At 60.7% G+C, this 11427-nt stretch carries 12 protein-coding genes; all 12 read right to left on the reverse strand.

Translation table 11 applies throughout. The features are described from left to right. Positions 1-58 precede the first annotated feature (58 nt). The 12 genes from recN to JT51_RS03830 all read right to left on the reverse strand — a co-directional run bounded on the left by recN (position 59) and on the right by JT51_RS03830 (position 11353). Complete coding sequence (gene recN, locus JT51_RS03775; protein ID WP_037307994.1) at positions 59-1708, reverse strand: DNA repair protein RecN; 1650 nt, start codon at positions 1706-1708, stop codon at positions 59-61. A 35-nt stretch (positions 1709-1743) separates the two neighbouring features. Further along, a complete protein-coding gene (locus tag JT51_RS03780) occupies positions 1744-2586 on the reverse strand; it encodes an outer membrane protein assembly factor BamD (protein WP_037307998.1) in 843 nt (280 codons plus the stop codon). A 126-nt stretch (positions 2587-2712) separates the two neighbouring features. Then, positions 2713-3633: a UDP-3-O-acyl-N-acetylglucosamine deacetylase gene (lpxC, locus tag JT51_RS03785; RefSeq protein WP_037308000.1), complete on the reverse strand. Its 921-nt coding sequence runs from the start codon at positions 3631-3633 to the stop codon at positions 2713-2715. A 213-nt stretch (positions 3634-3846) separates the two neighbouring features. After that, a complete protein-coding gene (gene ftsZ / locus JT51_RS03790) occupies positions 3847-5487 on the reverse strand; it encodes a cell division protein FtsZ (protein WP_037308003.1) in 1641 nt (546 codons plus the stop codon). A 348-nt stretch (positions 5488-5835) separates the two neighbouring features. After that, the gene (locus tag JT51_RS03795) at positions 5836-6207 is read right to left on the reverse strand and encodes a hypothetical protein (protein ID WP_037308006.1); all 372 of its coding nucleotides are present in this window, start codon (positions 6205-6207) and stop codon (positions 5836-5838) included. A gap of 34 nt (positions 6208-6241) precedes the next feature. Further along, the gene (ftsA, locus tag JT51_RS03800; RefSeq protein WP_037308009.1) at positions 6242-7576 is read right to left on the reverse strand and encodes a cell division protein FtsA; all 1335 of its coding nucleotides are present in this window, start codon (positions 7574-7576) and stop codon (positions 6242-6244) included. A gap of 8 nt (positions 7577-7584) precedes the next feature. Continuing rightward, positions 7585-8586, reverse strand: a complete 1002-nt coding sequence (locus JT51_RS03805) for a cell division protein FtsQ/DivIB (protein ID WP_081894588.1) — start codon at positions 8584-8586, stop codon at positions 7585-7587. Continuing rightward, on the reverse strand, positions 8574-9488 hold the full coding sequence (locus tag JT51_RS03810; RefSeq protein WP_037308012.1) for a D-alanine--D-alanine ligase: 915 nt from the start codon (positions 9486-9488) through the stop codon (positions 8574-8576). Before JT51_RS03810 ends, JT51_RS03805 begins: the two co-directional genes overlap by 13 nt. Positions 9489-9602: 114 nt before the next feature. Then, entirely contained in the window at positions 9603-10526 is a 924-nt protein-coding gene (gene murB, locus JT51_RS03815; RefSeq protein WP_037308014.1) for a UDP-N-acetylmuramate dehydrogenase, read from the reverse strand. Next, on the reverse strand, positions 10523-10816 hold the full coding sequence (locus tag JT51_RS03820) for a hypothetical protein (protein WP_037308018.1): 294 nt from the start codon (positions 10814-10816) through the stop codon (positions 10523-10525). The genes murB and JT51_RS03820 overlap by 4 nt, the downstream gene beginning before the upstream one ends. 25 nt (positions 10817-10841) lie before the next feature. After that, on the reverse strand, positions 10842-11108 hold the full coding sequence (locus JT51_RS03825; RefSeq protein WP_037308021.1) for a DUF2484 family protein: 267 nt from the start codon (positions 11106-11108) through the stop codon (positions 10842-10844). Then, a complete protein-coding gene (locus JT51_RS03830; RefSeq protein WP_051927397.1) occupies positions 11105-11353 on the reverse strand; it encodes a DUF2484 family protein in 249 nt (82 codons plus the stop codon). The genes JT51_RS03825 and JT51_RS03830 overlap by 4 nt, the downstream gene beginning before the upstream one ends. Positions 11354-11427 lie beyond the last annotated feature (74 nt).

The raw sequence follows: 11427 nt of genomic DNA on the forward strand, positions 1-11427 counted from the left end.
CCCTTTTGTAAGCCACGGGGCGCACAGATAAAAGCCGGATCGCGCGTCTGTGAGCGGGTCACGCCCCCAGAAGCGCCCGGGCGGCGGCGCGGGCCTCGTCCGTAATGGTGTCACCGGCGACCATGCGCGCAATCTCATCCACGCGGTCCGGGTCGGCCAGCGGGATAACTGTGGACAGGGTCTGGCCGTCCGTGACCTGTTTCTGCACCCGCCAGTGATGTGCCGCACGGGCAGCCACCTGAGGGGAATGCGTTACCACCAAGACCTGTCCGCCCTGTGCCAGCGACGCCAGACGTCGCCCGACAGCATCCGCTGTGGCACCGCCCACCCCACGGTCGATTTCATCAAAGATCATCGTGCGGGCGCTGTCATCTCCGGTCAGACAGACCTTGAGCGCCAGCAGAAAGCGGCTGAGTTCCCCACCCGAGGCGATCTTGTTCAGCGGACCCGAAGGCGCGCCCGGATTGGTCGCAACAGTAAAGGCCACCGCATCGGTACCTTCGGGGCCCGGCTCGGTGGCGGTGATTTCGGTCTGAAACACCGCACGTTCCATTTTCAGCGGCGCCAACTCGGCCATGACGGCCGTGTCCAACTGTCCGGCGGCCTGTTGGCGCAGGGTGCTGAGCTGGGCCGCAGCGGTATCAAAGGCCACCTGCGCGGCGTCCACGGCAGCACGCTGGTCGGCCAGATCGGCATCGCCTGCCTCAAGCTTGTTCAGCCGGTCCCGCAGCGTGTCGGCAAACGTGCCCAGATCGTCCGGGGCCACGTCATGTTTGCGGGCCAGTGCACGGATGGCGAACAGGCGTTCCTCGGCCGCTTCCAGTTCTGCCGGGTTGAAATCCAGCGCCTGAAGGCAGGTTTGCACGCCATCCTGCGCCTCACCCAATTCGATCAGGGCACGGCCAAGTGCGGCGACCGGGGCTTCAAGCTGACCTCCGGCATTGTCGGAAACCCCTTCCAGCCAGCGCACGGCGTCAGACATCGCCCCTTCGGCCCCGTCACCGCCCAGCAAGGCAAAGGCGCGGGCGACGTCGTCGCGAATCCGTTCCGCGCCCTGCATCATGCGGCGGCGGGCATCCAGATCGGCGTCCTCACCCGGTTGCGGGTCCAACTGATCCAGCTCTGAAACGGCGTGGCGCAGGAATTCTTCCTCGGCCCGCATCACGGCAAGGGCAGATTCAGTTTCCGCCAGCGCCTTGCGCGCACGTGACATATCCGTCCATGCGGCCCGCACGGCTGCAAGGTGTTTCCCTGCCCCGGCGTATTCATCCAGCATCGCACGGTGTCCGCGCGGGTTCAGCAGCCCCCGGTCGTCGTGCTGGCCGTGCAGCTCTACCAAAGTTTCCGACAGCGCGCGCAGCACCTCGCCCGAGCAGCGACGGTCATTGACCCAAGCGGTCTTGCGCCCCTCGGCTGTGTTGACGCGGCGCAGGATCAACTCCCCGCCCCCGGGCAGACCGGCCTCGGCCAGAATCGCGTGGGCTGCGTGATCTTCGGGCAGCTCGAACTCGGCCACCACCTCGCCCTGAGCGGCCCCCTGACGGACCAATTCGGCCCGCCCGCGCCAGCCCAGCACAAAGCCCAGCGAATCCAGAAGGATCGACTTGCCCGCGCCGGTTTCACCGGTCAACGCGTTCAAGCCCGGCTGAAACGTCAGTTCCAGCCGGTCAATGATCAGCATGTCGCGGATATCAAGGGCGCGCAGCATCGGGTCCTAGCGTCCCACGCCATCAACCATGGCGATTACAACCACTCACCTTTGAGGGTCTGACGGTAGATCGTGCTGAGCCAGTTGTTGCCACGGCTCTTGAGAGCCAGACCGCGCGAGGTCAGCAGCGCGTAACCCGCATCGTACCATTCGGTTGATTGGTAGTTATAGCCCAGAATAGCCCCGGCCGACTGTGCCTCATCCACCAGACCCAGCGACAGGTAGGCTTCGATCAAACGATACAGCGCCTCGGCTGTATGAGTCGTGGTCTGGAAATCTTCGACCACAACACGGAATCGGTTGATCGCGGCAGTATAGTGATCCTGACGCAGGTAGTAGCGCCCGATCTCCATCTCTTTGCCAGCCAGATGGTCGAAGGCCAGATCGAACTTCAGAACCGCAGAGGTCGCGTATTCGCTGTCAGGATAAACCTCGATCACGGTGCGCAACGCTTGCAACGCCTGAAATGTCAGGCCCTGATCGCGCCCGACCTCATCAATCTGGTCATAATAGCTGAGCGCCAGAAGATACTGCGCATAGGCCGCATCTTCATCCGTTGGGTAAAAGTCGATATACCGCTGCGCGGCAGCCCGGCTTTCTTCATAGTTTTCGTCTGCATGGAAAGAAAACGCCTGCATGATCAACGCGCGTTTGGCCCAATCGGAATAGGGGTACAGACGTTCAACTTCTGAAAAATACCACGCCGCATCTTCCGAGCGATTCTGTGAAAGCTCAAACTCGCCACGCGTAAAAATCTGTTCTGGAGTGAACCCATCAAGGTTCTGATTGCGGTCAGCGCCTTTATTTGCGCATGCCGTCAAAGTTGCTGCCAGAAGAATCGTGCATGCGAATCTGACTGCCGCTTTGGTGCCAACCATTCCGCCTATCCTTGTCGTATTGCTTGACGGGGCGCACCCCGGATTGGGCCTTGGTCTAGCACATAAAATTCCGGTGCAAAACGTCTTATGCGCCCGCTGGCGGAATTGTCGTCAGAGTTGATCTAATCAGGCAACTTCGGGGATTTCGTCCAGAACAAGGCCCTGCCCCGGCAGGCGCATGGCCTGTTCCGGTGTACACAGGACCGGACGAACCGCGCCAGGTGTTTCGAACAGCTTGCGCAGAAGGGTGTTGGTCATCGCGTGACCGGACTTGTCACCGGTAAAGTGGCCCAGAATCGGTCCACCGGCCAGATACAGATCCCCCAGCGCGTCCAGCATCTTGTGGCGCACGGCCTCATCCGTGTGGCGGAACCCACCCGGCGTCAGGACTTCATCACCCTGAACAACGACGGCGTTTTCCAGCGTACCGCCCAGGGCCAGACCATTTTCGCGCATCGCTTCAACGTCTGTGCGACGGCAGAATGTGCGGCAATCGCTGAGCTCGCGCACGAACGAACCGTTGCGCATGTCCAGCGTTTTGGTCTGATTGCCGATGGCGTTGTCTTCAAAGTCGATGTGGAAGTCGATGATCAGCCCGTCCGCAGGAGCGATCGAAGCACTGGCGCCTTCGCGCGATGCGGTCACAGGCTTGAGCACTTCGTAAGCCAGAACCGGGCTGGCCTGACGGCGTACGCCCCGGGCCATGATGCCGCGCACGAATTCAATCGACGAACCATCCATGATCGGAACTTCGGGGCCGTCAATCTCGATCAGTGCGTTATGCACACCACATCCGGCAAGGGCTGCCATGATATGTTCGACCGTCGAAACCTTCACCTTTGCGTCATTCACCAGACGGGTGCACAGGGGCGTCCGGTCGACCACGTCGTAGATTGCAGGAATAAGGGCATTGCCCAGCTCAATATCCGTCCGCTTGAACCAGATTCCGTGACCGGCGGCTGCCGGTTTCAGGACCATCGTCGCAGGCTTGCCGCTGTGCAGCCCGATGCCTGTGAACGTGACCGGAGATTTGAGCGTATGTTGCAAGGTGAACCTCGGTGAGTGGTGTCCGACCTTTAAGGGCCGTGTTGGACACTCAGTTAAGGAAGCCCGGCGCAAGGCTCAACTCACTCTTTGCAACTGAATGAAACATGAATGTAACAGATCGGCAAAAGCCTGCTTACATCCGGGTAAAGCTTTGTTCAAAAAGAAAAAAGGGCCGCCAAAAGGCGACCCCCTACATTCATTTTGTTACCGCGATCAGTTGGCCTGACGGCGCAGGAAGGCCGGAATTTCGATCTTATCCTGCTCGGGGTCGGCCTCTTCATGTGCAGGTGCGGTCGCGTCAGATTGGCGCATCGCGGGCTGATGGCGGACCGGTTGGGCCGGTTGGGCCGGGGTGTCAGCCGCGTGGCCAGTCATCCGGTCGATCAGCCGGTTAAAGCCGAAACGCGGTCGATCCTGGGCATCTGCCTGCGGTTCAGGGGCCGGCTGCGGAGCCGCAGGCCGGGTCGCAGACAGACGCTGCTGGGCCGAGGGGACATTCTGTACGGCGGCCTGCAAACGCTGCAACGCTTCGGGTGAAGGCGTACCTGCATGTGCTGGCTGAGGGGCAACAAAGCTTTCCGGCGCAGTTTCAACCGGCTCGGGTGTCGGTTCGAATTCAGCAACGCGCGGCTGGTAGGCGGGGGGTGGCAGACCGTCATCGTTTTGCTGGGCCTGAGGTTGGAAATGCGTTTGCGCAGGTTCCTCGGCGGCCTCAAACAACGAGGGTTCGCGGCTTGGCTCAGACTGCGCAACGGGCTGCGGCGCAGGTTCGACATGTTCGGCTGCTACGGCAGGGGCTTCTTCATGCGCCTGATCTTCTGCCGCAATGGTGCGGGTCAGCGGGGCCGACATAGAGCGGCGCGCAACTGGCACGTCCTCTTGCTTTTCGCTGGCGTCGATACCTGTGGCCACCACCGAAACGCGCATACCGCCTTCCATGACTGTGTCCAGCGTCGAACCGACGATGATGTTGGCCTCGGGGTCCACTTCCTCGCGGATGCGGTTAGCGGCCTCGTCCAGTTCGAACAAGGTCAGGTCGTGGCTGCCGGTGATGTTGATCAACACGCCCTTGGCACCTCTGAGGCTGATTTCGTCCAGCAGCGGGTTGGCAATCGCCTTCTCGGCGGCTTGCACGGCCCGGTCTTCGCCGGTTGCCTCGCCTGTACCCATCATGGCTTTGCCCATCTCGTCCATGACGGCGCGAACATCGGCAAAGTCGAGGTTGATCAGGCCCGGGCGCACCATCAGGTCGGTCACGCCTTTGACGCCTTGATACAGCACGTCATCAGCCATCGAGAATGCCTCGGTAAAGGTGGTCTTTTCGTTGGCCAGACGGAACAGGTTCTGGTTCGGAATGATGATCAGCGTGTCGACGACCTTTTGCAGCGATTCAACGCCGTCTTCGGCCTGACGCATCCGCTTGGCACCTTCGAACTGAAAGGGTTTGGTCACGACGCCCACGGTCAGCACGCCCAATTCACGCGCTGCCTGCGCGATGATCGGGGCCGCGCCCGTTCCGGTGCCACCGCCCATGCCAGCGGTGATAAAGCACATATGCGCGCCCGCAAGATGATCAACGATCTGTTCGATGCTTTCTTCGGCAGCGGCTGCGCCTACGGTCGGGCGTGCGCCCGCGCCCAAGCCTTCGGTGACTTTCACGCCCAACTGCACTCGCGCCGAAGACTGGCTTTGCTGCAGTGCCTGCGCGTCAGTGTTGGCGACCACGAAATCGACGCCGTCCAACTCTTTTTCAATCATGTTGTTTACAGCGTTGCCGCCCGCGCCGCCAACGCCAAATACCGTTATCCGAGGCTTTAGTTCGTCGTGCCCGGGCATCGAAAGATTCAATGTCATGCTCTGTCCGCCTGTTTTTTTGACCCGCCAAAGCGGTGTTTTTCTTACCTATCCACCTACAATCCTACCGTTCGAAACCGCAAACGTCACGCCAAAAATCACGCGAAACCACAAAATATGGAGGAAATAAGGCAGTTCTCTGCGGTATTTCGCAAAGATTGCCAGATGTTGCGGAAAGAACTCAAACCACCACAAAACAAGCGACCGGTGCGCCGCAGCTGACACGCACGTCACGAGAAGGGTTGCCGGTTTTCAAGATGCGGAAAACTGCTCTGGTCCTGCCGCAGGGCCTCTGACGGGCCTTGTGGATATCTTGCGGGATAAAGGCGCAGGCTGCAACCCGTTTCTTTAGCCAATTGGGGCACTTGGGCAATTCAAACTGCTTTCGGTGATGCTGCGCGCTTCTTGAATTTCGCCACGGGTGAATGTGGCCAGCCGCACCAACAGACGGCCCTCGTGCAGGAACGGCCACCAACACGTCGGAAGACCATCCGTCGCGTCCTCATACAGGAAACACACCTGCCCGTTGGGCGTGGTGATCCGACCGTAAACACAACCGCGCCCTTCCGCGCGCCAGACCGACAGTGTCGGGCTAAGGAATTCTTCGACGCCTACCGGATAGCCACTGGGAACTTCGTGGAAACTGACGGTCTTGCCCTGAACGGCAGCCAGAAAAGCCTCGGGCGTGATCCGGGTCTGGGCGTGCGCAGCAAGTGGCATCACACAGCACAGCGTCGCGCCCCAACCCAGTATCCTACCAGTTATCACGGAACCAACGCACTGCACGTTTGAACGGGCGTGCGGCATAGGTGTCGACCGGAATCTCAAAATCCCACCATTCATCCTGCGGATGCGCAGCAAACAGGCTAAGACCGACAGCGGACGAGAACCCCGGCCCTGTTGCCGATTGCGGCAGGCCATGCACACGCAGCGGGCGGCCCAGGCGCACGCGTTGACCCAGGATACGTGTGGCCAGCCCGTCCAGACCCATGATCTGACTGCCGCCACCGGTCAGAACGATCTGCTGGCTGGGCATATGTTCGAACCCGGCTGCATCCAGACGGACGCGGACCTCTTCCAGAATCTCCTCGACGCGGGGGCGCATGATGCCGATCAGCTCGGCCCGGCTGACGGTGCGGCGGTCGTGTTCCCAGTCGCCGGTATCGCCACCGATATCAATCATGTCGCGGTCGTCTGCGCCGGTGGCATGAACGCCGCCGTTGAAGGTTTTGATCCGCTCGGCCACATTTGCCGGAACGCCCAACCCCATCGAAATATCGCTGGTCACATGATCGCCGCCCATGCGCACGCTATCGGCGTAAATCATGTGCTTTTTCATAAAAATCGACACGCTGGTCGTGCCGCCGCCCATGTCGATACAAGCTGCGCCCAGTTCCTGTTCATCCTCGACCAGCGCCGAAATCCCAGACACGTAGGCTGAGTTGGCAATCCCTGCCAGTTCCAGATCGCAGCGCTTAATGCAGCGCACGATGTTCTGAATCGCCACGGCATCCACCGTCAGCATGTGCATGTCCACCGTCAGCGACTGGCCCATCTGGCCACGCGGGTCGATCAGGCCAGAGCGGTTATCCAGTGCAAAGTTCACCGGCTGCGCGTGCAGCACCTCGCGCCCTGCCCCATAATCGGGCACGTCGCAGGCATTCAGAACGCGGCCCACCTCGGCCTCAGTCACGACCTGGCCTTCCAGATCAACCTGCGCGTCCAGGCCATACGACCGTGGGTTCGCGCCCGAGAAGCTGGCAATCACGTGATCCACGCGGATATCGGCCATCTTTTGCGCCGCTTGCAGGGCGGTGCGGATGGCGCGTTCGGTTTCCTGCATGGCGGTGACTTCGCCGAATTGCACGCCCCGTGATCGCGTGGTCGCCGCGCCAATGACGCGGAAGCCAGTCTGACCGGCCAGTGACCCGATGCTGTTATCCTCGCTCAGGCGGCCGGTTCCGTCGAACCGCAACACCAGGCAGGCAATCTTGGAACTGCCGACATCCAGAATGGCCACGACACCCCGCTGCATCGCTTGTCTGCGCATCTGCCGCATGGCCCGCTGGGACTGATAAAGATCGGTCATCATATTCGTTACTGCCCGTTACCCACTGTCACTTTTGTATTCCACCAGTCTTCGCTGGCGGCTTTGGTCATTCTGATGGTCGGGCGTTGGCCCAGACGCATATCCACTGCGGCCACGTCGCGGTCCAGAAGGTCCTGCACCTCGTTCACCGCCAGCACATGTTCAAGCGCGCGTACCGGGCGTTCGGTCGGCAACATAATGCGCTGCCCCCGATCCAGAACCAGATCCCAGCGGCGTTCGCCGATGCGGACAAGCCCGCGCACCCGTCCGCCCAGACTGCGGGCTGTGGCCAGAAGGCGCAGTGCCTCATCCACGTGGCGGTCCGCCCCCCTGCCCGCGATCAGCGGCAGGTTGGCGTGATCCTTGCGCGAGGCGATCCGTTCCACATGCGCCCCGGTCTCATCCAGCAATTCGATCCCACGGCGGGTGCGCCAGACGATGGCGGGCTGCCGCTCGACCACATCCACTTGCAGGACGCCACCAGGGCGTACGCGCACGGTGGCCGATTTGACCGGATCAAGCCCGGTGATCGTATCGCGCATCTGCTCCACATCCATATCCCAGGAGCTGATTGGGAAATCCAGCGGCAGCACCTCGCGGATATCTTCGGACAGGCTGGTGCCCGCGCCGTCAATTGCCATCAGGTTGACCATAAATTCCGGGCGCTGTTGAATCGATGTCTTGATATCCAGCACATAGGCGGTCACCGCCTCGCGCCGATCTTCGGATCCGAAATAGACGCCAACGGCGGCGAATACTGCAAAAACCGGCAGCCCGAATTTCAGGCCCCGCCGAACACCTCGCGTCAACATCCAACGCTGCATCCGATAGCTCAACCGTGACGGTGCCGGATCGAAACGTTGCGATTTGCGGCCGAACAGCTTTATCCCGCTCAGCCGGAGTTTGGGTTCGGCTTCGGGCTGCCCGCCCGAGGCGAAATCGGCATCCGGCCCGGCCAATGGCTTGGCGCGGTGAATCACTGGCGCGCGGGTGGCTCTCAGCGGTCGCATGAGGCATCCTCCACCATCCAAGCGCAGAGCTGACCAAAGGTCATGCCCCGGTATTCACCCTGTTCCGGCACCAATGAGGTTGGCGTCATGCCCGGTTGTGTATTGGCTTCCAGCAGGATCAGCCCATCGGCCCCCTTGCTGTCATCCCAGCGGAAATCTGTGCGGCTGACGCCCTTGCAACCCAGCACGTTATGGGCACGCAGGGCATAATCCAGGCACAGATCGGAAATTTCAGACGGAATCTCGGCGGGCAGGACATGCCAGGAGCCGCCGGGCTTGTACTTGGCGTCGTAATCGTACCAACCATCGGTCATGATCTCGGTTACCGTCAGGGCGCGGTCGCCCATTACGGTCACGGTCAGTTCGCGGCCTGCGATATATTGCTCGACCATCACCTGTTCGGGCATGTCATCGGACAATTGCGGGGGGCCATTCGCCCCCTCCTGCACCAGATAAATACCGACGCTGGAGCCTTCGTTGTTGGGTTTGACCACATAAGGCGCGGCCATGACATGATCGGCCATCACATCGACCTTGGGTACGATCACACTTTCGGCGATGGGCAGACCCACGACGCGAAACGCCTCTTTGCTGCGCTGTTTGTCCATCGCAAGGGCCGAGGCCAGAACGCCGGAATGCGTGTAAGGAATGCGCATCCATTCCAGCAGACCCTGAACACAGCCATCTTCGCCCCAGCGGCCATGCAGGGCGTTGAAAACCACATCCGGTTTGATATCCAATAGGCGTGCGCAAAGGTCGGGACCTGCGTCCAGCTCGACCACTTCAAAGCCTTCTCCCCTTAGGGCGGCTGCGCATTCGCGCCCGCTGCTGAGAGACACCTCGCGTTCAGCCGAGGGGCCGCCCATCAATACCGCCACTTTGGGGTTTGTCCTGCTCGACATACCCACGTTCGTGCGCCTCAATGTCCCCGGACCTTATGTGGTGGTCCGTACTGCGTTATGCCTTTGATCCGTCGCCTGAATTTGCCTGTTATTGGTCTGACGGCCGGGGCTTTATTATTTCAGCGGATCACCGACCCGCATGATTTCCCACTCTAGCGTGATGCCGCTTGTTTCGTAAACCTTTTTTCGCACCTCTTCACCCAGACCTTCGAGGTCGGCAGCGGTGGCGTCGCCGGTGTTGATCAGGAAATTCGAGTGCTTCGGGCTCATCTGCGCGCCACCCCGTGTGGCACCGCGCATGCCTGCGTCGTCGATCACCTTCCACGCCTTGAGGTCATGCACATCATCCGCCTGCCCGGTCGAAGAGAACCCGGCCGGATTGCGAAAGGTCGATCCGGCACTGCGGACTTTGGTCGGCTGCGTCTCATCACGCTTTTTCAACTGCGCATCCATGCGGGCGTGCAGGTCTTGCGGGTCGCCTGCTGGCCCTTTCAGCGTGGCCGAGATCAGCACAGCCCCCTCGGGCAGGTCCGACTGACGATAGCGAAAGTTCAACTCATCAGCGGTCAGGTCAACAATCTCTCCCTGCCGGGTGACGATGGTGGCCTTTTGCAGCACATCTGCGGTGTAGCTGCCATAACACCCCGCATTCATCCGCACCGCGCCACCGATAGAGCCCGGAATAGTCCGCAGGAACGTCAGATCCACCCCTGCATCTGCCGCCTTGCGCGCCACATGCGCATCCAGCGCCGCAGCCCCTGCGGTAACTGTGTCGCCATCGACCGAAATACCGTTGAACCCACGCCCCAGCCGGATCACCACGGCACGCAATCCCCCATCGCGGACGATCAGGTTCGAACCGACGCCCATCGGGAAAACGGGAACGCGATCAGGCAATTCCGTCAAAAAGGCTTGCAGGTCTTCGATATCGACGGGTTGAAACAGATAATCTGCCGGCCCACCGACACGCAGCCATGTAAGATCAGACAAGATCCGGTCTGGCGACAATCGCCCCCGCGTCGCAGGCAGTACGCTCATGCGTTTGCCCGGGCCGCCAGACTGCGCCCGCCGACACCGCCCATGATTACGGCGAACAGGAACGGCAGAACACCACCGGTGAGCCAGACAAAGGGGACAAAAGCCTGCTGTTCTTCACCCGCCCCGACAGTCGCCAGTCGTACGATCAACGCCAGAGCAACGACGGATGCCAATCCGATCAGCCACAGCAGCCCGCGTAGCCCAATCCAGCGCCCGGCAACAAAGCCCGCCAGTATCCCGAAAACAAGCGTGGTCAGCGGTAGATAAGTGAATGTTGCGATGTCCGCCATGGTGGACCTCCTGCAGCTTGAGCAACTATTTGTCGACCGCCTTCATGCCTTTCATTTTCGACTTTGTCCAACGGGTCAGATAAATCACCGGCCAGCGCAGCACCGACATGCCTGCGGCCAGCACGATCAGACCAATCCATGGGCCGTTCTGAAAAGTCACGTAACCAAGAATGGGAATGCCCACCGCGATCAGGAAATAGGCCCGGGTCCAGAGGTTGTCCTTGCTGGGGATCATGGCCAGCACGTTGGCGGCAATGCCCCACATGGCGGCCAATGCGATGGAGAGGTTCATTCGGGCACCTCGCGTCCGGTCCATTTGCACCAGTAATAGTGGATCGGGTTACGGAACATCGAAACAAAGGCCGTAAAGGCCAGAACCGAAAGGAACCAGCCAAAGTCATACCCCAGCCAAAAGACCAGGACCGGCATACAGATCACCAGCAGAATGCCGGGTGGAAATTGTAACCGCATGGGAAGAAAGGCCACAATGGTGGCGCAAATCACCCAAAGCGCGGACAGGATTACAGACAAATACATTCTCCCCTCCGGAGAGATTCAGAATTTCACGAGGTGATACTACACCCTAAAGTTGTTCGGTAAAACGGCGACTG

This window comes from Ruegeria halocynthiae (assembly GCF_000743705.1).
Taxonomy (GTDB): Bacteria; Pseudomonadota; Alphaproteobacteria; order Rhodobacterales; family Rhodobacteraceae; genus Ruegeria; species Ruegeria halocynthiae_B.